This is a genomic window from Luteimonas sp. A501, from assembly GCF_054052085.1.
The window spans coordinates 88,057-110,529 of record NZ_JBSVRI010000002.1 but is presented as its reverse complement, the minus strand read 5'-3'; the positions used below and the strand labels follow the sequence as shown (position 1 = coordinate 110,529).

Annotated in this window: 17 protein-coding genes and 7 tRNA genes; 13 read left to right on the top strand and 11 right to left on the bottom strand. The window is 68.3% G+C overall.

Features of this window, described 5'->3' with window-relative positions; all coding sequences use genetic code 11:
- Positions 1 to 32: 32 nt before the first annotated feature.
- From ACW7G5_RS06980 to tig, 7 genes are all read right to left on the bottom strand, one after another.
- A tRNA-Asp gene (locus ACW7G5_RS06980) sits at positions 33 to 109 on the bottom strand.
- Between the two features lie 32 nt (positions 110 to 141).
- Positions 142 to 216 (bottom strand) — tRNA-Val (locus ACW7G5_RS06975).
- An 11-nt stretch (positions 217 to 227) separates the two neighbouring features.
- Positions 228 to 500 (bottom strand): HU family DNA-binding protein, encoded by a 273-nt coding sequence (locus tag ACW7G5_RS06970; protein ID WP_343255444.1) that lies wholly within the window; start codon positions 498 to 500, stop codon positions 228 to 230.
- 161 nt (positions 501 to 661) lie between these two features.
- On the bottom strand, positions 662 to 3,085 hold the full coding sequence (gene lon, locus ACW7G5_RS06965; protein WP_457003082.1) for an endopeptidase La: 2,424 nt from the start codon (positions 3,083 to 3,085) through the stop codon (positions 662 to 664).
- 390 nt (positions 3,086 to 3,475) lie between these two features.
- Positions 3,476 to 4,765, bottom strand: a complete 1,290-nt coding sequence (gene clpX / locus ACW7G5_RS06960; RefSeq protein ID WP_457003081.1) for an ATP-dependent Clp protease ATP-binding subunit ClpX — start codon at positions 4,763 to 4,765, stop codon at positions 3,476 to 3,478.
- Between the two features lie 129 nt (positions 4,766 to 4,894).
- Positions 4,895 to 5,521 (bottom strand): ATP-dependent Clp endopeptidase proteolytic subunit ClpP, encoded by a 627-nt coding sequence (gene clpP / locus ACW7G5_RS06955; protein ID WP_457003078.1) that lies wholly within the window; start codon positions 5,519 to 5,521, stop codon positions 4,895 to 4,897.
- Between the two features lie 26 nt (positions 5,522 to 5,547).
- Positions 5,548 to 6,849: a trigger factor gene (gene tig, locus ACW7G5_RS06950; protein WP_457003076.1), complete on the bottom strand. Its 1,302-nt coding sequence runs from the start codon at positions 6,847 to 6,849 to the stop codon at positions 5,548 to 5,550.
- Positions 6,850 to 7,051: 202 nt separating this feature from the next.
- Here tig and ACW7G5_RS06945 point away from each other — a divergent pair.
- From ACW7G5_RS06945 to ACW7G5_RS06920, 6 genes are all read left to right on the top strand, one after another.
- Positions 7,052 to 7,128 (top strand) — tRNA-Pro (locus ACW7G5_RS06945).
- 7 nt (positions 7,129 to 7,135) lie between these two features.
- A tRNA-Arg gene (locus ACW7G5_RS06940) sits at positions 7,136 to 7,212 on the top strand.
- 85 nt (positions 7,213 to 7,297) lie between these two features.
- Positions 7,298 to 7,374 (top strand) — tRNA-His (locus tag ACW7G5_RS06935).
- Positions 7,375 to 7,437: 63 nt separating this feature from the next.
- Positions 7,438 to 7,513 (top strand) — tRNA-Lys (locus ACW7G5_RS06930).
- Positions 7,514 to 7,589: 76 nt separating this feature from the next.
- Positions 7,590 to 7,674 (top strand) — tRNA-Leu (locus tag ACW7G5_RS06925).
- Between the two features lie 84 nt (positions 7,675 to 7,758).
- Complete coding sequence (locus ACW7G5_RS06920) at positions 7,759 to 8,520, top strand: Bax inhibitor-1/YccA family protein (protein WP_457003074.1); 762 nt, start codon at positions 7,759 to 7,761, stop codon at positions 8,518 to 8,520.
- 250 nt (positions 8,521 to 8,770) lie between these two features.
- On the opposite strand, the gene ACW7G5_RS06915 is transcribed toward ACW7G5_RS06920, so the two are convergent.
- From ACW7G5_RS06915 to grxC, 3 genes are all read right to left on the bottom strand, one after another.
- Positions 8,771 to 10,231, bottom strand: a complete 1,461-nt coding sequence (locus ACW7G5_RS06915) for a Na+/H+ antiporter NhaC family protein (protein WP_457003956.1) — start codon at positions 10,229 to 10,231, stop codon at positions 8,771 to 8,773.
- Between the two features lie 34 nt (positions 10,232 to 10,265).
- On the bottom strand, positions 10,266 to 11,279 hold the full coding sequence (locus ACW7G5_RS06910) for an isocitrate dehydrogenase (RefSeq protein ID WP_457003072.1): 1,014 nt from the start codon (positions 11,277 to 11,279) through the stop codon (positions 10,266 to 10,268).
- Between the two features lie 160 nt (positions 11,280 to 11,439).
- Positions 11,440 to 11,718: a glutaredoxin 3 gene (gene grxC, locus ACW7G5_RS06905; RefSeq protein WP_457003070.1), complete on the bottom strand. Its 279-nt coding sequence runs from the start codon at positions 11,716 to 11,718 to the stop codon at positions 11,440 to 11,442.
- A gap of 254 nt (positions 11,719 to 11,972) precedes the next feature.
- Between grxC and ACW7G5_RS06900 the strand changes: the two genes are divergently transcribed.
- The 5 genes from ACW7G5_RS06900 (at position 11,973) to ACW7G5_RS06880 (ending at position 19,381) form a co-directional block, all read left to right on the top strand.
- Positions 11,973 to 13,547 (top strand): M48 family metalloprotease, encoded by a 1,575-nt coding sequence (locus tag ACW7G5_RS06900; RefSeq protein ID WP_457003069.1) that lies wholly within the window; start codon positions 11,973 to 11,975, stop codon positions 13,545 to 13,547.
- A gap of 86 nt (positions 13,548 to 13,633) precedes the next feature.
- The gene (gene phoB / locus ACW7G5_RS06895; protein ID WP_457003067.1) at positions 13,634 to 14,323 is read left to right on the top strand and encodes a phosphate regulon transcriptional regulator PhoB; all 690 of its coding nucleotides are present in this window, start codon (positions 13,634 to 13,636) and stop codon (positions 14,321 to 14,323) included.
- A 9-nt stretch (positions 14,324 to 14,332) separates the two neighbouring features.
- A complete protein-coding gene (gene phoR / locus ACW7G5_RS06890) occupies positions 14,333 to 15,700 on the top strand; it encodes a phosphate regulon sensor histidine kinase PhoR (RefSeq protein ID WP_457003065.1) in 1,368 nt (455 codons plus the stop codon).
- Entirely contained in the window at positions 15,669 to 17,831 is a 2,163-nt protein-coding gene (gene ppk1, locus ACW7G5_RS06885; protein ID WP_457003063.1) for a polyphosphate kinase 1, read from the top strand. The genes phoR and ppk1 overlap by 32 nt, the downstream gene beginning before the upstream one ends.
- Positions 17,828 to 19,381, top strand: a complete 1,554-nt coding sequence (locus ACW7G5_RS06880) for a Ppx/GppA phosphatase family protein (protein ID WP_457003062.1) — start codon at positions 17,828 to 17,830, stop codon at positions 19,379 to 19,381. The genes ppk1 and ACW7G5_RS06880 overlap by 4 nt, the downstream gene beginning before the upstream one ends.
- A gap of 12 nt (positions 19,382 to 19,393) precedes the next feature.
- Here ACW7G5_RS06880 and ACW7G5_RS06875 read toward each other — a convergent pair whose 3' ends face one another.
- Positions 19,394 to 20,026 carry a hypothetical protein gene (locus ACW7G5_RS06875; protein ID WP_457003060.1) on the bottom strand — a complete coding sequence of 211 codons (633 nt, stop codon included), beginning with the start codon at positions 20,024 to 20,026 and terminating at the stop codon, positions 19,394 to 19,396.
- 131 nt (positions 20,027 to 20,157) lie between these two features.
- Here ACW7G5_RS06875 and ACW7G5_RS06870 point away from each other — a divergent pair, with 131 nt between their 5' ends.
- Both ACW7G5_RS06870 and ACW7G5_RS06865 read left to right on the top strand, forming a co-directional pair.
- Positions 20,158 to 20,634 carry an NDR1/HIN1-like protein gene (locus tag ACW7G5_RS06870; RefSeq protein ID WP_457003059.1) on the top strand — a complete coding sequence of 159 codons (477 nt, stop codon included), beginning with the start codon at positions 20,158 to 20,160 and terminating at the stop codon, positions 20,632 to 20,634.
- Between the two features lie 46 nt (positions 20,635 to 20,680).
- On the top strand, positions 20,681 to 22,471 hold the full coding sequence (locus tag ACW7G5_RS06865; protein ID WP_457003057.1) for an acyl-CoA dehydrogenase C-terminal domain-containing protein: 1,791 nt from the start codon (positions 20,681 to 20,683) through the stop codon (positions 22,469 to 22,471).
- The last annotated feature ends 2 nt before the right edge of the window (positions 22,472 to 22,473 follow it).

Genomic DNA, 22,473 nt, shown 5'->3' with positions numbered 1-22,473 from the left:
AGGCGCCCTTGCGGGCGCCTTCCTGGTGTGACTGGCGGAGTGGACGGGACTCGAACCCGCGACCTCCGGCGTGACAGGCCAGCATTCTAACCAACTGAACTACCACTCCGCGTTGTCGAACCTGTTGCGAACGTCAGACCCTGGTGGGTGCTGAGGGGATCGAACCCCCGACCCTCTCCGTGTAAAGGAGACGCTCTACCGCTGAGCTAAGCACCCAAGCGGGTCGCTTAGTTTACAGCATCCTTCAGCGCCTTGCCAGCCTTGAAGACCGGATTTTTCGACGCGGCGATCGCGATCTCTTCGCCCGTGCGCGGATTGCGGCCGGTACGGGCGGCGCGATCCTTGACCTGGAAGGTGCCAAAGCCGATCAGGGCAACGGTGTCACCCTGCTTCAGGGCCTCGCCCACCGAGGACAGCACGGCGTCGACAGCACGCGCGGCATCGGCCTTGGACAGGTTGGCCTCGTCGGCAACGGCCTGGACCAGATCGTTCTTGTTCATTTATTCGGTGCTCCTGCGCGACCAAGGGTCGCTCGAATTGGTGACGGGCCTGCGGGCGGCCTGGCCGCCGCGGCTCCGGAATCGCTGGCGGCTACAAGTCGCGCAGCGAGCGGGAATTTATACCAGTGCGCTTGGTGCCGCGCAACAAAAAGGCGGCGCGGTCAGTGCTTGACATCAGCCCTGGGCGACGATTTGCGCGACGCACGCGCCACCGGCTCGACCGGCGCGGGGGGCGGCAACGCAGGCAGCGGCCGCTCAAGCGCAAGGTCAAGCACTTCATCGATCCACTTCACCGGCACGATCTTCATGCCCTGGGTGACGTTCTTCGGGATGTCGGCGAGATCCTTGCGGTTCTCTTCCGGGATGATCACCGTGGTGATGCCGCCCCGCAGCGCCGCCAGCAGCTTTTCCTTGAGCCCGCCGATGGCCGTGACCTTGCCACGCAGGGTGATCTCGCCGGTCATCGCCACGTCGGCGCGCACCGGGATCCGGGTCAGGGTCGACACCAGCGAGGTCGCCATCGCGATGCCCGCGCTCGGGCCGTCCTTGGGCGTGGCGCCATCGGGCACGTGCACGTGGATGTCACGCTTCTGCAGGAAGTCGGGCTCAAGGCCGAACCGCTCGGCGCGCGCGCGCACCACCGACAGCGCCGCCGACGCCGACTCCTTCATCACGTCGCCAAGCTGGCCGGTGAGCGTGAGCTGCCCGCCCTTGCCGGGAACCAGGGTGGACTCGATCTGCAGCAGGTCACCGCCGACCTCGGTCCAGGCCAGGCCGGTGACCAGGCCGATCTCGTTGTCCTGCTCGGCGCGACCGAAGTCGTAGCGGCGCACGCCGAGGTACTTGTCGAGGTTCCTGGAGGCGACGCTGAGCGCGCGCGACTTCTTTTTCTGCGGCCCCGCCAGCGCGATCTCCTTCACCACCTTGCGGCAGATCTTTGCGATCTCGCGCTCCAGGTTGCGCACGCCGGACTCGCGCGTGTAGTAGCGCACGATGTCCTGTACCGCGCCCTCCGCGATCCTGATCTCGTCATCGCGCAGGCCATTGGCCTTGATCTGCTTTGGCAGCAGGTAACGCATGGCGATGTGGATCTTCTCCTCCTCGGTGTAGCCGGGAAGGCGGATCACCTCCATGCGGTCCAGCAGCGGACCGGGGATGTTGAGCGAGTTCGACGTCGCGACGAACATCACTTCCGACAGATCGAGGTCGACTTCAAGATAGTGGTCGTTGAAGGCGTTGTTCTGCTCGGGATCCAGCACTTCCAGCAGCGCCGAGGACGGGTCGCCGCGGAAGTCCATCGACATCTTGTCGATCTCGTCGAGCATGAACAGCGGGTTCTTGACGCCGGCCTTGTTGAGGTTCTGGACGATGCGTCCCGGCATCGAACCAACGTAGGTGCGGCGATGGCCGCGGATCTCGGCCTCGTCGCGCACGCCGCCGAGCGACATGCGCACGAACTTGCGGTTGGTGGCCTTCGCGATCGACTGGCCAAGCGAGGTCTTGCCCACGCCCGGCGGGCCGACCAGGCACAGGATCGCGCCCTTCATCTGCTTCACGCGGGTCTGCACCGCGAGGTATTCGAGGATGCGTTCCTTGACCTTCTCAAGCCCGTAATGGTCCGCGTCAAGCACGTCCTGCGCAGCATTGAGGTCCTTGCGCACCTTGCTGCGCTTCTTCCACGGCACGCCGAGCAGCCATTCCAGGTAGTTGCGCACCACCGCGGCTTCCGCAGCCATCGGCGACATCTGCTTGAGCTTGTTGAGCTCGGACTTCGCCTTGGTTTCCACGGGCTTGGGCATGCCGGCAGCGGCGATCTTCCGCGCCAGTTCCTCCAGGTCGTTGGGCGCGTCGTCCATGTCGCCCAGCTCTTTCTGGATCGCCTTCATCTGTTCGTTGAGGTAGTACTCGCGCTGCGACTTCTCCATCTGGCCCTTCACCCGGCCGCGGATGCGCTTCTCCATCTGCTGCACGTCGATCTCGCCGTCGACCAGGCCGACCAGCATCTCAAGCCGCTCAGCGGTGCCGAAGGTTTCAAGCAGGCGCTGCTTCTCGCCCAGGCGCACGCCCAGGTGCGCAGCGACGGTGTCGGCCAGGCGCGAGGGCTCGTCGATGCCCGCAAGCGTCTGCAGCAGCTCCGGCGGCAGCTTGCGGTTTGTCTTGACGTATTGCTCGAACAGCCCCATCAGCGAGCGTGCGATGGCTTCGACCTCGCGCGGTTCGCGGTCCTCGACGGGGTCCACCGCGGTGCCGGTGCCGACCAGCGCGCCATCGACCTCGCGCACGGCGTCGACCGAGGCGCGCTGGACACCCTCGACCAGCACCTTGATGGTGCCATCAGGCAGCTTCAGCAGCTGCAGCACCTGCGCCAGCGTGCCAACCGGGTGCAGGTCGTCGGCGCCCGGATCGTCGGTTTCGGCGGATGTCTGCGCGACCAGCAGCACCTGCTTGTCGCCCTCCATCGCCACGTCAAGCGCGCGAATGGACTTGTCGCGGCCCACGAACAACGGGATGACCATGTGCGGGAACACCACCACGTCGCGCAGCGGCAGGACCGGCAGGTCAAAAGTGGTGGGCTGGGTGCTCATCTGGACTCCTGGAATACGGGCGGCCGGGCGCCGCATGGTTCTGGTTATGGGGTCCGGCGGAAGTGGATGCAAGCGCTGCGAGCCGGTCCGCGCTGAACGCCCCGACGCATGGCGCGGTACCCGTTCATGGACAGCAGGCAGTGGCGGACAGGCGGCCGCAAGCCGCGGCCAAGCGACGCTCCCGGGGAGCGGTCGTGACGCGAGCCGCGATTGCATGGAAACAACCACGGCCGCGAGATCGGCGGGCGTGCAACTGTGGGGAGCGGCCACGGCCGCGATGCCGGCGGGCGGGATTCGCGGCCATGGCCGCCCCCACAAAAGCCTGGACTCGACAAAGGCGGACGCCAGCCCCGGCTGCCGCCCCGGGGCGGCCTCACCCGGAGGCCGCGTTCAGTCGCCCGAGGCGGCCTTCGCCGGCGGGGCGGCTGGGGTTTCGTAGATCAGGTAGGGCTCGGACTTGTGCTCGATCACCGACTCGTCCACCACCACCTTGCTCACGTTTTCCTGCGACGGCAGGTCGTACATCGTGTCCAGCAGCACCGATTCGACGATGGTGCGCAGGCCACGCGCGCCCGTCTTGCGCTTCAGCGCCTTGCGGGCGATGGCGGCCAGCGCGTCGGGGCGGAACTCCAGTTCGACGCCTTCCATCTCGAACAGCTTGCGGAACTGCTTGGTGATGGCGTTCTTCGGCTCCGACAGGATCTTGACCAGCGCCGCCTCGTCCAGCTCCTCGAGCGTGGCGACCACCGGCAGGCGGCCGACGAACTCGGGGATCAGGCCGAACTTGATCAGGTCCTCGGGCTCGACCGCGGCCAGCACCTTGCCGAATTCGACCTTGCGCTCGGAGCTCTTGAGCTTGGCGCCGAAGCCGATGCCGCTGGCGTCGGTGCTGCGCTGCTGGATGACCTTGTCCAGGCCTGCGAACGCGCCGCCGACGATGAACAGGATGTTGCGGGTGTCGACCTGCAGGAACTCCTGCTGCGGATGCTTGCGCCCGCCCTGCGGCGGCACGCTGGCGACCGTGCCCTCGATGAGCTTCAGCAGCGCCTGCTGCACGCCCTCGCCCGACACGTCGCGGGTGATCGACGGGTTCTCGCTCTTGCGCGAGATCTTGTCGATCTCGTCGATGTAGACGATGCCCTGCTGTGCCTTCTCGACGTCGTAGTCGCACTTCTGCAGCAGCTTCTGGATGATGTTCTCGACGTCCTCGCCGACATAGCCGGCCTCGGTCAGCGTCGTGGCATCGGCCATCGTGAACGGCACGTTGAGCATCCGCGCCAGCGTTTCCGCCAGCAGCGTCTTGCCCGAGCCGGTCGGGCCGACCAGCAGGATGTTGGACTTGGCGAGCTCGACCTCGTCGTTCTTCTGCCGGCTCTCGATGCGCTTGTAATGGTTGTACACCGCCACCGCGAGCGTCTTCTTCGCCCGCTGCTGCCCGATCACGTACTGGTCCAGTACCTCGAGGATCTCCTTCGGCTTGGGCAGCGAACTGCGCGCGCTCTGGGCCTTCTCCTCGAGTTCCTCGCGGATGATGTCGTTGCACAGCTCGACGCATTCGTCGCAGATGAACACGCTCGGGCCCGCGATCAGCTTGCGGACCTCATGCTGGCTCTTCCCGCAGAACGAGCAGTAGAGGATCTTGCTGCTGTCGCCGGAACGGCCCTGTCTGTCTTCGGTCATGCGTTCGCCAATCGGTGTTTCGGGGGGGTCGGGGTCGAGAATAGCACCCGGGCCCCGGGCCGCAAGCGCGGCGGGGTCCAGGCTGCGATGGCCGGGGCCATGGCGTGGGTCAGTGGCAGGCCTGCCTGCTCAGGCTGGCTGGATGGAGTCTTCGGGTCGCCGTTCGAGTACTTCGTCCACAAGGCCGTACTCGCGCGCGGCCACGGCACTCTTGAAGTTGTCGCGTTCAGTGTCGTGGGCGACGGTCTCGATCGACTGGCCGGTGTGGCGGGCCAGGATCTCGTTCAGGTTCTTCTTCATCGAGAGGATTTCGCGGGCGTGGATCTCGATGTCGGTCGCCTGGCCCTGGAAGCCGCCCAGGGGCTGGTGGATCATCACCCGCGAGTTCGGCAGCGCGTAGCGCTTGCCGGCCGCGCCCGCGGCCAGCAGCAGCGCGCCCATGCTGGCCGCCTGGCCGACGCAGATGGTGCTGACGTCGGGCTTGATGAACTGCATGGTGTCGTAGATCGCCATGCCCGCCGTGACGATGCCGCCCGGCGAGTTGATGTACAGGTTGATGTCCTTCTCGGGGTTTTCGGCCTCGAGGAACAGCATCTGCGCCACGATCACGTTGGCAACGTGGTCGTCGATGCCGCCGACCAGGAAGATCACCCGCTCCTTCAGCAGGCGCGAATAGATGTCGTACGCGCGCTCGCCGCGGCTGGTCTGTTCGACCACCATCGGCACGAGGTTGAGGGCCTTGGTCTGGATGTTCATTTGATTCCCGTGTCGGTCGGACGCGCTCACGCCTGCGGCGCGATCGCTTCCTGGAAGGTCAGCTGGGTGTCGGTGTGCTCGGCGCGCTCGGCGATCCAGTCGATCACCTGCTCCTCCATCACCCGGTTCTGCAGCCCACTCATAAGCTGGGGATCGTTGCGGTACAAGTCAATGACCTGCTGCGGCTCCTCGTAGGTCGAGGCGATCAGGCGCAGGCTTTCGTCCAGGCGCTTGCGGTCCAGGATCAGCTGGTGCTTGCGGGCGACCTCGCCGACCAGCAGACCGACCAGGACACGCTTGCGCGCGGGCTCCATGAAATTCTCGTGGGCATTGGCCGGCGGCTCGGAGGGGCGGCCCTCGCGGCGGGCCTGCTCGGCCACCTGGGCAACCAGCGCACGCGCCTCCCGCTCGATCAGGTTCGGCGGCAGCTCGACGTCGGCATAGGCGGCCACCAGCTGCTCCCCGACCGCGCGGCGCAGGCGGTTCATCAGCGCGTGCTTGAGTTCGCGCTCGAGGTTGGTGCGGATGTCCACGCGGAACTGGTCCATCTCGCCGCTCTTGACGCCGAAGCTGCGGATGAACGCCGCGTCGGCCTCCGGGAGCACTTCCTCGGACACCTGCTCGGCGCGCAGGTGCACCTTCGCCGACTTGCCGGCCAGCTGCGGCACGCGCCAGCCTTCCGGGAAGGTCACCTCGACCTCCTTCTCGTCACCGGTGGACATGCCCACCAGCGCCGCTTCGATATCGGCGAACATCGCGCCGGAACCGATCACCGACACGCCGCGCTCGGTGCCCTCGGCAGGCATGCGCTCGCCGTCGACCTCGGACCAGGTCTCGACGTCGACCGCATCGCCCTGCTTCGCGGCGCGGGTCACGGCGGTCCAGCTGCGACGCTGCTGGCGCAGGTTCCCGATCATGCGGTCGATGTCTTCCTCGGTGACCTCGGCCACCGCGCGGTCGACCTTGAGGCCGGAGACGTCGATCTCGCCGAAGTCCGGCACCACTTCGAAGGTGGCGACGTACGACAGGTCGTTGGCATCGTCTTCGCGTTCGATGCTGGGCTGGCCGGCAATGCGCAGTTCGTTCTCGCGCAGTGCGTTGTCGAAGCCCTCGCGCAGCAGGCCGTCCAGGACCTCGCTGCGGACCTGCGCGCCGAAGCGCTGCTCGATCACCTTCGCCGGCACCTTGCCGGGGCGGAAGCCCTTGATACGCGTCGTACGTGCGATTTCGCGCAGGCGGCCGCCCATCTGGTCCTGCAGGCGCTCGGCCGGCAGGCTGAAGGTCATCTTGCGTCCGAGGTTGCCGACGGTCTCGACTGAAACTTGCATACCCACTCCTGCCACCGCGGCCAGGGCCGCGGGCGTTGATAGTCTGGTTTGGCCGAACCGCGGGCTGGCCCGGATCCGGCGACGGAACGGGACATTTTGGCGGAATCCGGCCGCTGCCGCCAGCACCACGCGTTGACACCGTCCGGAGGCCTCCCGACAATGCCCCGGACCAGCCGCGGCGGCACCGGCTGTCCGCATTCGTCGGGGTATAGCGCAGTCTGGTAGCGCGCCTGCTTTGGGAGCAGGATGTCGGGGGTTCGAATCCCTCTACCCCGACCATTCTTCTGCGCCCGTAGCTCAACCGGATAGAGCACCGGCCTTCTAAGCCGGGGGTTGCAGGTTCGAGTCCTGCCGGGCGCGCCAGATCTCCAGATGCCTGCAACCCGTCGCACTTCACTTCCGACCGCGCTACAATGCGCGGCCCGTCGGTTCGACGCGGGACCCAATGGTGGATGTAGCTCAGCTGGTTAGAGCACCGGATTGTGATTCCGGGGGTCGCGGGTTCAAATCCCGTCTTCCACCCCAGCTTTCGCCGATGACCTGCAGTGTTGATCTGCCGGCCATCGTTTTGCTAAGATTTCCCGCTCGGGGCCGTTAGCTCAGTTGGTAGAGCAGTTGACTCTTAATCAATAGGTCCAAGGTTCGAATCCTTGACGGCCCACCAAGACCCGAAGCGCCCGGCCCCGCCGGGCGTTTTTTTGTTTGCGGGGCGCTCCGGCGGATGGCCGGCCCAGCACGATGCGAAAGTGGCGGAATTGGTAGACGCCCTGGTTTTAGGTACCAGTGCCGCAAGGCGTGGGGGTTCGAGTCCCCCCTTTCGCACCACCCCGGGGCCGCGCAGGCTCCCGCCCAGCCGGCCCGTGTATCCTTCCGCGCAGGCAAACGCACACTGAACCCTTGGGGAAATCCATGCGCAGCGGCAACCCGGTCCTTTCCGACTCCACCTTCCTCGATCTTGGCAGCGGCACCGTCGTGACCCGCGATGGCGCCGGGACCATGACCATCAACGGCACGATCAACAAGACCGCGTTCCTGCTGTTCCTGACAGTGTTGACCGCGGCGTTCGCCTGGAGCCAGGCGTTCACGCCGGGCGGCGAGATCGCCCCGGGCTTCTCCGTGTACATGTGGGGCGGCCTGATCGGCGGCTTCATCCTGGCCATGGTCACGGTGTTCAAGAAGGAATGGGCGCCGGTGACCGCGCCGCTCTACGCGCTGGTCGAAGGCTTTTTCCTCGGCGCGATCTCCGCTCTGTACAGCCATATGTACGAAGGCATCGTGGTCCACGCCGTGATGCTGACCTTCGGCACCCTGTTCGCGATGCTGTTCGCTTATCGCGCGGGCTGGATCCAGGCCACCGAGAAGTTCAAGCTCGGCGTGGTCGCGGCCACCGGCGGCATCTTCCTGGTGTACCTGGCGACGATCGTGCTGGGCTTCTTCGGCGTCAACATCCCGATGATCCATGACAACGGCATCGTCGGCATCGGCTTCAGTCTGTTCGTGATCGTGATCGCGGCGCTGAACCTCGTGCTCGACTTCGATTTCATCCAGTCCGGCTCCGAGCAGGGCGCGCCGAAGTACATGGAGTGGTACGGCGCCTTCGGCCTGATGGTCACCCTGGTGTGGCTGTACATCGAGTTCCTGCGCCTGCTGTCCAAGCTGCAGTCCCGCTGACGGTTGCACCACGCAGCACGCATCAGGAGGGCGCCCCGCGGGGCGCCCTTCGCGTATGGGCTTCAAGGGGAACAGCAAGAGCCTTTGCCACGGATTCGCGCGGATAAGAGCGGATCTACGCAGATAGAGCGAAAACAGGGAAGAACGGGTGCTTCATGCCACACGGACCTGCTCCTCTCCTGCCTTATCCGCGTAGATCCGCGAAAAATCCGCGTAAATCCGTGGCAAAAAAGCTCTTGGCTTTTCCCGGCTAGGCAGCACCTGGCCCCGCCGCACCCGCCGCATCCGCCGCAAGCGCCGGTTCGCGCCGCGGCCGGGCCATGAAGCCGATCGCCACCAACGCCAGGATCCAGCAGTAGAAGACGCTGCCCGAGAGCGACAGCGGGGAGACCGAGGCCAGGCCGGCGGCAAGCAGGATCTGCGCGCCATAGGGCAACACGCCTTGCGGTACGCAGGCGAAGATGTCGAGCACGCTCGCCGCGCGCCGGGGGCTGATGCCGTGGCGGTGGGCGATGTCGCGGGCGACGTCGCCGCTGACCAGGATCGCGACGGTGTTGTTGGCGGTGAACACGTCCGCGGTCGCCGAGAGCGCGGCGATGCTGAACTCGCCCGTGCGCCGTCCCTGATGGCCGCGCGCGAAGCGGGCGATCGCACGCGCCAGCCAATCCAGGCCGCCAGCGGCCTTCATCAGCGCGCCAACGCCGCCGATCAGCAGCGACAGCAGCAGGATTTCCGTCATGCCCTCGAAGCCGGTCCAGATATCGCCGGCGTACTGCACCAGGTCGTAGTCCGGGCCCAGCGCCAGCCCGATCGCACCGGCCAGCGCGAGACCGATGCCCAGCACCAGGATCACGTCCAGACCGCTGAGCGCGAGGGCCAGCACCAGCACATAGGGCAGCACCAGCCAGGCCGACGCCGGCTGCTCGGTGGTCACCGGCGCCGGGTCGCCGAGGAAGGCGAGCAGCACCATCGTCGCCAGTGCCGCCGGCAGTGCGATCCTGAAATTTTCGCGGAACTTGTCGCGCATCTCCGCGCCCTGGCTGCGGGTGGCGGCGATGGTGGTATCCGAAATCACCGACAGGTTGTCGCCGAACATCGCGCCGCCGATCACCGCACCCACGACCAGCGCGCGATCCAGGCCCGACGCATCCGCCACGCCCAACGCGATCGGCACCACCGCCGCGATCGTGCCCATCGACGTGCCTATCGCCAGCGAGATCAGCGAGGCGACGACGAACAGTCCAGGCAGCAGCAGCGCTGCAGGCACCGCACCGACGCCCAGGGCAACCACCGCATCGACCGCGCCAATCGCCTGCGAGACATAGGCGAATGCGCCCGCCAACAGGAAAATCAGGCACATCGTCATGATGTTCGGGTCGCCCATGCCGCGCAGCAGCACCTCGCCCGCCTTCACCCCCCGGCGGTGGGCGAGCCACGCGGCGAGCGCGAGCGCCGGGAGGATCGCGACCGGCGCCCGCAGCTGGTAGAAGCCCATCGCTTCGCCCTGCAGGGTGAAATAGAGCCCGGATCCGAAGAACAGCGCCAGGAACAGCAGCAGCGGGGTCAGCGCCAGGGCGCTGGGGCGGGTATTCATCGCTTTATCCGCATGAAAGGATTTGCGATTGTGGGCCGCACGACCCGCACTGTCGAGGCGAGCGTCGGGACAGCGGTGTTCCAGAAACGAAACGGGCGCCGAAGCGCCCGTCTGCATTGCCATCCCGCCTGCCCCGCGGCAGGCCGCCGGCTCAGGCCGCGGCGCGGCCTGCGATCGCCCGGGCGAAGCCCATGGTGGTGCCGGAGCCACCCAGGTCGGGGGTGAGCGAGTCCTTGGCTTCCAGCGTGGCCACGATCGCCGCGCGCAGTTTGCCGGCCTGCTCGACCATGCCGAGGTGCTCGAGCATCTGCACCGCGCCCAACAGCAGGGCGCAGGGGTTGGCGACGCCCTTGCCGGCGATGTCCGGCGCCGAGCCGTGCACGGCCTCGAAGATCGCCGCGTCCTTGCCGATGTTGGCGCCCGGGATCAGGCCCAGGCCACCGATCAGGCCGGCGCAGAGGTCGGAGATGATGTCGCCGAACAGGTTGGTGGTCACGATGATGTCGAACTGCTCCGGGCGCATCACCAGCTGCATGCAGGTGTTGTCCACGATCATCTCGTTGCACTCGATGTCCGGGTATTCCTTGGCCACTTCGCGCGCGGCGTTGAGGAAGATTCCCGAGGTCGACTTCAGGATGTTGGCCTTGTGCACCACCGTGACCTTCTTGCGGCCGACGCGGCGCGCAAGGTCGAATGCGTAGCGCACGATGCGCTCGGAGCCCTTGCGGGTGTTGCGGGTGACCGACACCGCCCAGCTGCCGTCGGGCGCGGTTTCCTGGCCTTCGGCGCTGTAGGCACCCTCGGTGTTCTCGCGCACGGTGATGATGTCCACGCCCTCGGTGTAGCGCGAGCGGGTGTTCGGGAACGAGGTCGCCGGACGCACGTTCGCGTACAGGTCGAAGTGGCGGCGCAGCTGGACGTTGATCGACGAAAAACCGTCGCCGACCGGCGTGGTCAGGGGGCTCTTGAGCGCGACCCGGTTGCGGCTGATCGAGTCCAGCGTGGCCTGCGGAAGCAGTTCGCCGTGTTTCTCGAGCGCCATCAGGCCGGCGTCGGCTTCTTCATACGCAAGGTCGAGGCCCATGGCGTCGAGCACGTGCAGGGTGGCGTCCATGATCTCCGGGCCGATGCCATCGCCGCGGATGACCGTGATTGTCTGGGTCATTGTTTGGGGTCCATACAGGGGGGACGCCGGGCGCATGCGCAGGCGTCGGGGAAGCGAAATGCAGCCCCCGATTATGCCGCAAGCGGTCCGGCACTGCGCGCAGCCGCCCCTGAACGCAGTGATGAATGCGTGGCGGCCCGTGGGCCAGCCGCCTTGCGCCCTACGCGTCCTTGCCCGTCACCAGGGGCTCGAAGCCCCCTGCCCGGTGCAGCGCCATCATGTCGTCGTAGCCACCGACGTGGGCGTCGCCGACGAAAATCTGCGGCACCGAGGTGCGCCCGGCAAGCGACACCATGCGCTCGCGCTCGGCGGGGTCGGTGTCGATCCGCACTTCGGTCCACTCAAGGCCCTTGCTGCGCAGGAAGTTCTTGGCGGCGACGCAGTAGGCGCAAACCGCGCTGGTGTAGAGGGTGATCTCGGGGGAAGTGTTTTCGTTCAAGGGATTCTCCGGAAACTTGTGGCGCCAGACGCGGTCAATGGTGCGGTGGGCGCGGACGCGGATATCGCGCGGGCCGCTTCCGCACGGGTCGGCTGCATTTTCGCCGATCTTGCACGGCGCGTCGTGCACGCGCCGCAACGGACCGGATCGAGGGCCCGGATTAACGAGGTGTTCACGCCTGCCGTCCGCGTCGCCCCCATCCTGTCAGCCCGCCCTCCCCCTCTACGACCTGGCCTCAGCCCATCCGATCCCGCATGCGCCTGCTTCCCGCCACCATCGCCTTCGCTCTCGCAGTGGCCGCCTCCGCGGCACCTGCGCAGCAGCGGCTGCCCGATATCGGATCGTCGGCGGACACCATGCTCGGACCCGCACAGCAGCGCGAGTACGGGCAGATGCTGTTGGCGCAGCTGCGCCACTACGACTACATCCTCGATGACCCGTTGATCGATTCGTGGCTGCGCCACATGGGCAACCGGCTGGCCGAGGCCAGCGACCAGCCCGAGCAGCCGTTCACTTTCTTCATGATCAAGGACCGTTCGGTCAATGCGTTCGCCACCCTGGGCGGGTACATCGGTACCAACGCGGGCCTGGTGCTGATCGCCGAAAGCGAGGACGAAGTCGCCGGTGTGCTCGCCCACGAAGTCGCGCACGTGACCCAGGCCCACGTCCTGCGCGGGGCCGAGCGCGCCCAGCGCGACAGCATTCCGATCCTGCTGGCGATGCTGGGCGCCATGGCCGTGGCTTCGCAGACCAGCAGCGACTCGGCGGGAAACGCCGCGGTCGCGGCGGTTGCCGGCGCCCAGGGCCTGCTGCTCCAGCGCCGGATCGACTACACGCGCGCCAACGAATCCGAGGCCGACCGCGTGGGCATGCGCACGCTTGCCCGCAGCGGCTACGACACGACTGCTATGGCAAGGATGTTCGAACACATGCAGGCGCTGTCACGCACGAACCAGGGAGGCGAGCGCGAGCGCATGCCGGACTACCTGCGCACCCACCCCGTCACCACCGTCCGGATCAGCGAGGCCCGGCAGTTGGCCGAGCAGCATGCCGACCGGAACAAGGGCAGCTTTTCAACCGTCGGGCTTGCCGGCAACAACCCCCTGCTGCCGCCGCTGTTGCGCCCGGGCGCTCCCGGCGCCGCCAGCGGCAAACAGTTCGGTTGGGCTCGTGAGCGCCTGCGTGCGCTGAGCGCGGAGACTCCGGCACGCGCCATCTCCGAGTACGCCCGGCTTTCGCGCAGCGGCGAGCTCACCGACCCCCAGCGCTACGGATTGGCCGTGGCGCAGCTGCTTGCGGGCCAAGGGGCCGAGGCCGCACGCGGCTTCGAAGCGTTGCTGGCCTCGAACCCCGGCGACACCTGGCTGCTGCTTGGCCTGGCACGGGCCGAGTCGCGCCAGGGCCTGCACGCCGCAGCCGATGCCCGCTACGAAGACCTGGTGCGGCGCATGCCGCGCAACCGCGCCGTGGTGCTGGGCTATGCCGAAACCCTGGTCGAACGCAACAATGCCGAATCCGGGCGTCGTGCCCAGGACATCCTGCGCCCGCTGATGGCCGCGTCCGGCGAAGATCCGGTGTTCCACCACATCTTTGCCCGCGCCAGCGACAGCGCCGGCGACCCGATTCGCGCCGGCGAGGCCTGGGCGGAAAACGCCTTCCTCAACGGCCGCGCCGAGCAGGCCCTGCTCCAGCTCAATACCCTGCGCAAGCGCGACGACCTCGACTATTACGCCCGCGCCCGGATCGATGCGCGGATCGCCGCGATCACCCCGACCGTGCTTGAACTCCGCCGCCAGGGCATCCGCGACCCCGACCTGCACCGGCGGTGAGACCGCGCCGCCGCGCGGCGCTGTCACCAAACAGTCACCAAACCGTCGTCTAATGGCCGCCATGGCCAAAAGTGAGCGGTAGCAGCGTGCAGAAGCGCATCCTGATCGTCGACGATGAACCCGCCATCCGCGACATGGTGGCTTTCGCCGTGCGCAAGGGCGACTACGAACCGGTCCATGCGGCCGATGCCCGCCAGGCCCAGGAGGCGATCGCCGACCGCGTGCCCGACCTGATCCTGCTGGACTGGATGCTGCCAGGCACCAGCGGCATCGAGCTGGCCCGCCGCTGGCGCCGCGAATCGCTGACCCGCGAGATCCCGATCATCATGCTCACCGCCCGCGGCGAGGAAAACGACCGCGTCGGCGGCCTCGAGGCCGGCGTCGACGACTACGTGGTCAAGCCCTTCTCGTCGCGCGAGCTCCTGGCTCGCATCCGCGCGGTCATGCGCCGCTCCCGGGAGGACGACGAGGACGGCAGCGTGAACGTCGGCGGCCTGCGCATCGACGGCGCCGCGCACCGGGTGTTCGCGGGCGAGGAGCCGGTATCGATCGGACCCACCGAGTACCGCCTGCTGCACTTCTTCATGACCCATCCCGACCGGGTGTATTCGCGCTCGCAGCTGCTGGACCACGTCTGGGGCGGCAGCGTCTACGTCGAGGAACGCACGGTCGACGTGCACATCCGCCGCCTGCGCAAGACCCTGGAGCCCTTCACGCTCGACGGCATGGTGCAGACGGTGCGGGGCGCGGGTTACCGATTCTCCGCCTCGGTCTAGACTGGCGGCATGCCGCCGACCCTCAAGACTTCGTGGCAGCGGACCCTGGCAACGCTGGCAGGGGTCCTGGTTGCCGCCCTGATCATCGGCCTGGCCGTGGGCCAGCCCTGGCCCGCCGTGGCGTTGGCCGCGCTGGCGCTGCTGGCCGCGCACCTGCTGCGCCTGCACCGGATCATGGGCCACCTGGACGCACGCATGCGCCTGCCGCCACCCAGCGCGCGCGGTGGCGCCTGGTCGGCCGTTGAGCGCCTGCTGCATCGCGCCCGCCAGGAGGTCCGGACCCGCGAGCGCCGGCTGGTGGAGATGATGCGCGCCTATCGCGCGGTCGCCACCGCCCTGCCCGATGCGCTCGTGGTCGTCGACCGCAACACCCAGCGGGTGATCTGGTGCAACGCCGCCTCCGGCAGGCTGCTTGGCCTCGGCTACCCGCAGGACCGCGGCGCCAGCCTCTGCGAACGGCTGCAGCCGCTGCCGATCGCGCACTGGCTGAGCGCCGGCCGCCACGCCGAGCCGATCGTCGACGCCGCGTCGCCCGCGGATCCGGCGATCCGCATCAGCCTGCGCCTGATCCCCTACTCCGACGCGCTGTGGCTGCTGGTGGCCCGCGACGTCGGCAAGCTGATGCGCCTGGAGAAGATGCGCCGCGACTTCGTGGCCAACGTCTCCCACGAGCTGCGCACGCCGCTGACGGTGATCCACGGCTACCTGGACATGCTCGACCCGGCCGAGGCCGCCGAAACCGCCGAGTGGGAGCCGATCATCAGCGAGATGCGGCGCCAGTCGCAGCGCATGACCCAGCTGGTGGAGGACCTGCTGATGCTGTCCAGGCTGGAGGCGCAGGAGGCGATCGAAGACGATGAAGTCGCGATGGCGCCGATGCTTGCCACCCTGCGCCGCGAGGCCGAAGCGATAAGCCAGGGCCGCCACCAGGTCAACGTCGACGACCTGGCCGGGGTCGACCTCCTCGGCTCCACGCGCGAACTGCACAGCGCGTTCTCCAACCTCGTCGCCAACGCGGTGCGCTACACGCCCAGCGGCGGCACGGTATCCGTGCGCCTGCAGCCGGCCGCGCACGGTGGCGTCTCGCTGGTGGTGGAGGACAGCGGCTACGGCATCCCCGAAGCGCACCTGTCTCGCCTGACCGAGCGCTTCTACCGGGTTTCCAGCAGCCGCACCCGCGAAACCGGCGGCACCGGCCTGGGCCTGGCGATCGTCAAGCACGTACTGCAGCTCCACCAGGCGCGGCTGGACATCAGCAGCGAAGTCGGGCGCGGCAGCACGTTCTCCTGCCATTTCGGCGCCGAGCGCATCCTGGCGCGAACGCAGGACCATGATGAAGAGCCACATGACCAGACCCACACCAGCCAACCCGCCTGACGCCGGCGCAGCCCGCACCCTCGCCGCGCGCGCGCAGGCCGCCACGGCGAAGGCGAGAGCCGCGACCGACCCGGCCGCGGACTCGCTCCGCGACCCCGCGCTGTACCTCAACCGCGAGCTGTCCCAGCTCGACTTCAACTTCCGCGTACTCGCACAGGCGCAGGACGCGACCATGCCGCTGCTCGAGCGGCTGCGCTTCCTTTGCATCTCCTGCACCAACCTCGACGAGTTCTTCGAGATCCGCGCGGCCACCGTGCGCCACGCGCAGGATTTCGACGTGCCGCTGCCGGCTGACGGGCTGTCGCCCGGCACCGTGCTGCGCAGGATCCACGAGCGCACCGCTGAACTGGTGGCCGCGCAGTACGCCTGCTGGAACGACGTGCTGCGCCCCGCGCTCGCCGATGCCGGGGTGCGAGTGCTCGCTCGCGAAACCTGGAACACGCGCCAGCGCCGCTGGCTGCGCGCGTATTTCCGCGAAGAGATCCTGCCCATCCTGTCGCCGCTGGGCCTGGACCCGTCGCACCCGTTCCCGAAGATCCTCAACAAATCGCTCAACCTGGTGGTGGTGCTCAAGGGCAAGGACGCGTTCGGCCGCAGCGGGCACTTGGCCATCGTCCGCGCCCCACGTTCGCTGGCGCGGATCATCCGCCTGCCGCCGCGCGTGTCCGGCGGTGACCATGATTTCGTGTTCCTCTCGGCGATGCTGTCGGAATTCGTCGAAGACCTGTTCCCGGGCATGAAGGTCCAGGGCGCGTACCAGTTCCGGGTCACCCGCAACTCCGAACTGATCCTCGACGAGGACGAGGTCGAGAACCTGGCGCTGGCGCTGCGCGACGAACTGCTCGGCCGCGGCTACCTGCGCGCGATGCGGCTGGAGATCGCCGCCGATTGCCCGGCACCGATCGTGCAGGACCTGCTGCGGAACTTCGACCTGCCCGACAACGCCGTCTATCGCATCAACGGGCCGGTCAACCTCAACCGGGTGATCCACGTCTACAACGACGTCGACCGCCCCGAGCTCAAGTTCCCGCCCTTCCAGGCACGCCACCTGCCCGGCGGCGACGCGATGTTCGAACGCATCGCCGAAGGCGACATCCTGCTCCACCATCCCTTCGACGCCTTCAGCCCGGTGCTCGAGCTGCTCAAGCAGGCGGCAGCCGATCCGGGTGTGCTGGCGATCAAGCAGACGCTGTACCGCACCGGGCGCGACTCGCCGATCGTCGAGCACCTGGTGCAGGCCGCGCGCAACGGCAAGGACGTGACCGTGGTGGTCGAGCTGCGTGCGCGCTTCGACGAAGAAGCCAACCTCGGCCTTGCCGACCGCCTGCAGGATGCCGGCGTGCAGGTGGTCTACGGCGTGGTCGGCTACAAGACCCATGCCAAGATGCTGCTGGTGGTGCGGCGCGAGGGCCGCCGCCTGCGCCGCTATGTGCACATGGGCACCGGCAACTACCACAGCGGAACCGCGCGGGCGTACACCGACATCGGCCTGATGACCGCCGATGCCGACATCGGCAGCGACGTGCATCAGATCTTCCAGCAGATCTCCGGGCTGGCGCCGGCGATCCACCTCAAGCGCCTGCTGCAATCGCCGTTCACCCTGCACGCAGCGGTGCTGGCATCGATCAGGCGCGAGGCCCGGTTCGCCGCCGCCGGCCGCCCGGCGCGGATCGTCGCCAAGATGAACGCGCTCAACGAGCCGCAGGTGGTGCGTGCCCTGTACGCCGCCTCGCAGGCGGGGGTGCAGATCGACCTGATCGTGCGCGGCGCCTGCACCCTTCGCCCCGGCGTGCCCGGCGTCTCCGACAACATCCGCGTGCGCTCCATCGTCGGCCGCTTCCTTGAACACAGCCGGGTGTACTGGTTCGGCAACGATGGCGCGCCGGAAACCTGGTGCGCCAGCGCCGACTGGCTGGAGCGCAACCTGCTGCGCAGGGTCGAGACCTGCTTCCCGATCCTGGACCCGGCGGTCGCCGCGCGCGTTCGCCACGAGACGCTCGAAACCTATCTTGCCGACAACACCAACGCCTGGGAGCTGCAGCCGGACGGCAGCTATCGCGAACTCGCGCCGGCCGAGGGCGAAGCCGCGCATTCCGCGCAGGCGGCGCTGCTTGCGGACATCTGCGGATGAGCCCGTTGGCGGCGCCTCCGGCTTCGCAGAGCCAGCCGCTGGTCGACGGCGACATGCTCGCCGCGATCGACCTCGGCTCCAACAGCTACCACATGGTCGTGGCCCGCTACACGCTGGGCCAGCTGCGCATCGTCGACCGCCTGCGCGAGACCGTGCGCATGGCCGAGGGCCTGGACGCCCGCGGCGGCCTGGTCACGGAGGTGCGCCAGCGCGCACTGCAGTGCCTGGCGCGCTTCGGCCAGCGCATCCGCCACATCCCGCCGCATCGCGTGCGCGCGGTCGCCACCAACAGCGTGCGCAAGCTGGCCGCGCCGCAGGCCTTCCTGATGCCTGCGGAGACCGCGCTCGGCCATGCCATCGAGATCGTGGCGGGACGCGAGGAAGCGCGCCTGGTCTACCTGGGGGTCGCGCACGCGCAGCCGCCGAAGGCCGGACACCGCAGGCTGGTGATCGACATCGGCGGCGGCTCGACCGAATGCATCATCGGCCGCGGCTTCGAGACCCTGGAGCGCGAGAGCATGCAGCTGGGCGCGGTGGCCAGCACGATGCGCTATTTCAGCAGCGGCCGGCTGTCACAGAAGAAGTGGCGCGACGCGCTGATCGAAGCCTCCGTGGAATTCCAGCAGTTCGCGGCGACCTATCGCAGCCTTGGCTGGCAGGAGGCCATCGGCGCCTCGGGCACCAACAAGGCCATCGGTGAGATCTGCGCTGCGATGAAGCTCACCAAGGGCGCGGTCACCGCCGCGGCGCTGCCCGTGGTCCGGGACGAACTGCTGCGCGCGGGCCATATCGACGACATCAAGCTGCCGGGCCTGTCCGCCGAACGCCGTCCGATCATCGCCGGCGGGCTGCTGGTGCTCGAAGCGGCCTTCGGCAGCCTGGACCTGGAGCGGATGGCGGTAAGCAAGGCCGCACTGCGCGAAGGCGTGCTGTACGACATGCTCGGCCGTGCCGGCGACCAGGACCCGCGCGATGCTTCGGTCGATGCGCTGGTCCAGCGCTATGGCATGGACCGCGCGCAGGCGCTCCGGGTCGAGGCCACCGCGGGCATGCTGTTCGACCAGGTCGCGGCCGCGTGGGCACTCACGCCCGACGACCGGGTCATGCTGTCCTGGGCGGCCCAGCTGCACGAACTGGGACTGACGATCGCGCACAGCCATTACCAGGTGCACGGCGCCTACATCCTGGCGCAGTCCGACATCGCCGGCTTCTCGCGCCAGGAGCAGCAGTTCCTCGCCGCCCTGGTGCGCGCGCACCGGCGCAAGGTGCCGAAGACCGTGTTCGAAGCCCTGCCCGACCGCCTGCTGCCTTCTGCGCGCAGGCTGTCGGCCCTGCTGCGGCTGGCGGTGCTGCTGCACCGCGGCCATGAGAGTCCCGACATCCCGGGGCTGGACGCCGTGGCCCGCGACGACGCGCTGCAACTTCAGCTGCCGGCGCGCTACCTCGAAGAGCGACCCTTGCTGCAGGCCGACCTTGCGGGCGAGCCTGCGGAAACCGCTGCCCTGGGCATCGCGCTGCGCTTCAGCCAGCGCGCACCCGCCGGGCGATAACGACCTGTCCGCTCAGCCCTTCGCGCGCTCCGAATAGATGCGCACTTCGGTCTTGCCGTCGGGCTTGGGCACGAACACCATCCGCGTCTGCGACAGTACGTTGCCGCCTGCGGCCGTGATGTAGAACAGGCCCCAGTCCTGGGCGTCGCCCATCTTGTCGAAGCTGCCGACGATGCGGCAGCTCGACTGCTTGCAGGCGATGTCGACGTTGCCGGGGCGCAGGCCGGTGCCGGCCATGGTTTCACCGGAGATGGTCTCGACCAGGAGGTTCTCGGTGCTCGGGCCGCTGACCGGATCGGGCACGTCGCGGGCGAAGCTGGCCTCGAGCTCCTTGAGCTGCTGGTCGCGCGCCGCGGCGATCTCTTCGGGCGTCTGCGGCTCCCCGGTGCCAATCCTGGCATCAAGGTCGCCACCGATGCCGCCGGCCGGCCCGGGCCGGATGCCCGCCGGTGCGCGTCGCGCAGGGGTTGGCGGCGTGTTTTCCAAGGCGTCCAGGCGTTCGGTCAGCTGGGCCAGCGTCGCGTCCGCGTCCGCCTTGTCCGGGCGGTCCCAGACCAGGCTCGCCACCAGCGCGACCACCGCGATGGCGGCGATGGTCCATGGCAGGCGCTCTTTGAAACCGTTCCGGGTGTGATCGGCACTCATCTCTGTTGCAGCTCCGTGATGTCTTCGACTCACTGTAAACGCTAAACAGCGGCAGTTCCCGACAGGCAGCAGGACCATCCGCCACCGTATCGAGCGATGCTATGCTCGGAACAATCGTTCAGGAGGCAGCAATGGGCCGTCGAATCCTCGCGTTCACGTCGCTGGTCGTGCTGCTTGCGACCGCCTGTTCCAGCGGTCCGGTGCGCCGCATTTCAGAGCCCGCGGCAAGCATCCAGCAGCTGACCGTGCAGGCCGACGGCAGCTGGTCGATCAACCTGCGCCTGCAGAATTACAGCAGCATCCCGATGCGCTTCGACTCGGTGGACCTGGAGGTCACCGTCGGCGGCCAGGACGCCGGCGCGCTGCAGCACGCACCGGCGCTCGAGATCGGCCCCGAGTCGGCGGACGTAGTCGCGGTCGCGATGGTGCCGGCCTCCAGCGCGCGCATGGTGCTGGCCGACGCGCTCGCCGCGGGCCGCGGCGTCGACTACGGGCTCGAAGGCAGCATCCAGGCCGCACCGGCGGACAAGGGGTCCGCCCGCGACTACAAGGTGACGCGCAAGAGCGCGCTCAGCCCCGCACCGGGGCTGCCGGGCGTATTGCGCTGAATCCCGCCACCCCATTCCAACCAATCGCAAGGACACGTCCCCGGACATGAGCCAGTACACCGCCCCGCTCGACGACATCCGCTTCGTCCTCAACGAGGTGCTCGACGCACCGACGCAGTTCGCCCGCCTCGGCCACGCCGATGCCACGCCCGACGTCATCGATGCGGTCCTCGAGGAAGCCGCGCGCTTCAGCGGCAGCGTGCTCGCGCCGCTCAACGCGATCGGCGACCAGCAAGGCTGCCACCATGACCCGGCCACCGGCGACGTCATCACGCCGGACGGCTTCAAGGCCGCCTATGCGCAGTACGTCGAAGGCGGTTGGCCGGGGCTGACCGCGACGCCGGAATACGGCGGCCAGGGCCTGCCGCACCTGGTGGGCACGCTGGTGAGCGAGATGATCAACTCCGCCAACCTTGCCTGGGGCAACTTCCCCCTGCTTTCGCACGGCGCGGTCGAAGCGCTGCGCCAGCACGGCGAGGACTGGCAGCGCGAGGTCTTCCTGAAGCCGCTGCTCGAAGGCAGCTGGACCGGCACCATGTGCCTGACCGAGCCGCACTGCGGCACCGACCTGGGCCTGCTGCGCACCCGCGCCGAGCCCGTCGACGACGGTGCGTATTCCATCACCGGCACCAAGATCTTCATCACCGCCGGCGAGCACGACTTCACCGACAACATCATCCACCTGGTGCTGGCCAAGCTGCCGGATGCGCCGCCGGGGGCGAAGGGCATCTCGCTGTTCGTCGCGCCCAAGTTCAAGGTCGCCCGCGACGGCACCATCGGCGAGCGCAACGCGGTGCGCTGCGGTTCGATCGAACACAAGATGGGCATCAAGGGCTCGGCCACCTGCGTGATGAACTTCGACGGCGCCCAGGCCTACCTCGTCGGCGAGAAGCACGGCGGGCTCAAGGCGATGTTCACCATGATGAACTCCGCGCGCCTGGGCGTCGGCCTGCAGGGGCTCGGGCTGTCGGAGCGCGCCTACCAGAACGCACTGCGCTACTCGCGCGAGCGCCTGCAGTCGCGCGCGCTGACCGGCCCCAAGTTCCCCGACAAGCCGGCCGATCCCATCATCGTGCACCCGGACGTGCGGCGCATGCTGCTGTCGGTCAAGGCGCTGACCGAAGGCAGCCGCATGCTGGCGATGCACGCCGGCAGCCTGCTGGACGAAGCCGCGCACGCCAGCGACCCGGCCGCGCGCGAACGCGCCGAGACCCTGGTCGGCTTCCTGACCCCGATCTCCAAGGCCTGCCAGACCGAATGGGGCATCGAGAACACCTACAACGCGCTGCAGTGCTTCGGCGGCCACGGCTACATCGCCGAGCACGGCATGGAGCAGCTGGCGCGCGACGCCCGCATCACCACGCTTTACGAGGGCACGACCGGCATCCAGGCGATGGACCTGATCGGGCGCAAGACGGCCTCCTCCGGGGGCGCGGGCCTGAAGCTGTTCCTGGCCGAGGTGGAGGCGTTCTGCGCGGCCAACGACGGCGACGGCGAACTCGCCGACGACATCGCCACCCTGCGCGCCAGGTGCGCGGAATGGGGCGAGCTGACCACCGGCGTGCTGGGCCGTGCGGCCGGCAACCCCGACGAGCTCGGGGCGGCCGCCTGGGACTACCTGTTCTATTCCGGCTACGTGGTCCTGGCGTACTGGTGGCTGCGCGCGGCCGTGGCGGCACGCGGTTCATCGCGGCCGGCGGCGTTCAAGGAGGCGAAGCGCGAGACGGCCCGCTTCTACTTCGCCAGGATCCTGCCGCGCACGCTGGCCCACGCCGCCGCGATCCGGGCCGGCGCCGGGTCGCTGATGGCGCTGGAGGCCGATCACTTCGGCGCCTGAGC

What these genes read in the sequence shown, in the direction of transcription:
- clpP (WP_457003078.1), bottom strand. Translation starts at nt 5,521, where the DNA reads ATGAACATCCAGACCAAGGCCCTCAACCTCGTGCCGATGGTGGTCGAA.
- lon (WP_457003082.1), bottom strand. Translation starts at nt 3,085, where the DNA reads ATGAGCACCCAGCCCACCACTTTTGACCTGCCGGTCCTGCCGCTGCGC.
- ACW7G5_RS06915 (WP_457003956.1), bottom strand. Translation starts at nt 10,231, where the DNA reads ATGCAGACGGGCGCTTCGGCGCCCGTTTCGTTTCTGGAACACCGCTGT.
- ACW7G5_RS06875 (WP_457003060.1), bottom strand. Translation starts at nt 20,026, where the DNA reads ATGAGTGCCGATCACACCCGGAACGGTTTCAAAGAGCGCCTGCCATGG.
- ACW7G5_RS06920 (WP_457003074.1), top strand. Translation starts at nt 7,759, where the DNA reads ATGCGCAGCGGCAACCCGGTCCTTTCCGACTCCACCTTCCTCGATCTT.
- phoR (WP_457003065.1), top strand. Translation starts at nt 14,333, where the DNA reads ATGCCGCCGACCCTCAAGACTTCGTGGCAGCGGACCCTGGCAACGCTG.
- ACW7G5_RS06865 (WP_457003057.1), top strand. Translation starts at nt 20,681, where the DNA reads ATGAGCCAGTACACCGCCCCGCTCGACGACATCCGCTTCGTCCTCAAC.
- tig (WP_457003076.1), bottom strand. Translation starts at nt 6,849, where the DNA reads ATGCAAGTTTCAGTCGAGACCGTCGGCAACCTCGGACGCAAGATGACC.
- ACW7G5_RS06900 (WP_457003069.1), top strand. Translation starts at nt 11,973, where the DNA reads ATGCGCCTGCTTCCCGCCACCATCGCCTTCGCTCTCGCAGTGGCCGCC.
- ppk1 (WP_457003063.1), top strand. Translation starts at nt 15,669, where the DNA reads ATGACCAGACCCACACCAGCCAACCCGCCTGACGCCGGCGCAGCCCGC.
- ACW7G5_RS06910 (WP_457003072.1), bottom strand. Translation starts at nt 11,279, where the DNA reads ATGACCCAGACAATCACGGTCATCCGCGGCGATGGCATCGGCCCGGAG.
- ACW7G5_RS06870 (WP_457003059.1), top strand. Translation starts at nt 20,158, where the DNA reads ATGGGCCGTCGAATCCTCGCGTTCACGTCGCTGGTCGTGCTGCTTGCG.
- clpX (WP_457003081.1), bottom strand. Translation starts at nt 4,765, where the DNA reads ATGACCGAAGACAGACAGGGCCGTTCCGGCGACAGCAGCAAGATCCTC.
- ACW7G5_RS06880 (WP_457003062.1), top strand. Translation starts at nt 17,828, where the DNA reads ATGAGCCCGTTGGCGGCGCCTCCGGCTTCGCAGAGCCAGCCGCTGGTC.
- ACW7G5_RS06970 (WP_343255444.1), bottom strand. Translation starts at nt 500, where the DNA reads ATGAACAAGAACGATCTGGTCCAGGCCGTTGCCGACGAGGCCAACCTG.